Below are 950 nucleotides of genomic sequence, written 5' to 3'. Positions count from 1 at the left end.
GGGCCAGCACCATGGAGCAGGGCAGGATCCAGCGGTAGTCCGGTCCGGTCAGGGCGCGGACCATGTGCGGGATGATCAGGCCCGCGAAGCCGATCGGCCGGACCATGGTCAGGTGGGAGAAGATGAACCCGGCGAACACGGAGACCATGATGATCGCCGCGGCCGTAACTACCCTGGCGCCGTGGTTGAAGCCGCTGACCACGGCGGCCCTGGCGTCCTCGCCGTGCGCATAGGATTCGCGCATGCCCGAGACCAGGAACATCTGGTAGTCCATCGCCAGCCCGAACAGCACGCCGATCATGATCATCGGCAGAAAGCTCAGGATCGGCCCGGGGTCGTGGACGTCGAAGATGCCGCCAAGCCAGCCCCACTGGTAGATCGCCACCACGGCGCCGAAGCTGGCACCGAGTGACAGCAGGAAACCCGCGGTGGCCAGCAGCGGCACCAGGACGGAGCGGAAGACCAGCAGCAACAGGATCAGGGAGAGCCCGATCACGATGGCCAGGTAGACCGGCATGGCGTCCGCCAGCTTGTCGGAGACGTCGATCTGCATCGCCGGCTGCCCGGTCACGGAGATCGCGACGCCGGTAATCTGCTCGAGTGCGCCGGCCTGCGTCCGGAGGTTATGGACCAGCTCCTCCGTGCTTTCGGCGGCCGGGCCTTCTGCGGGAATGACCTGGAGCACGGCGGTGCGCCCGTCCCCGCTGGTGCCGGTCGGAACGGCCGCGGCGACGTGGTCCATCCCCCGCAGCTCCTGCGAGAGCCGCAGCAGCGCCTCATCGGTCGCGGTGCCTTCCAGTCCCGCCGGGAGGTCGGCCACCACGATGAGCGGGCCGTTGATTCCCTCGCCGAAGCTCTCGCCCAGCTGGCGGTAGGACTGGTAGGCCGTCGAGTCCGCAGGCTCGGAGCTGCCGTCGGGCAGGCCCAGCCGCAGCTCGGCGGCCGGCACC

1 protein-coding gene is annotated in these 950 nt (G+C 69.1%); it reads right to left on the bottom strand.

Features of this window, described 5'->3' with window-relative positions:
• A partial coding sequence (locus tag AC5RV2_RS18475) for an MMPL family transporter (RefSeq protein WP_494093536.1) occupies positions 1-950 on the bottom strand: 950 nt, incomplete at both ends.

It is taken from the genome of Arthrobacter sp. Y3225116 (assembly GCF_059091245.1).
The sequence above is the reverse complement of the archived record's forward strand: the minus strand, read 5'-3'. Positions and strand labels throughout refer to the sequence as shown.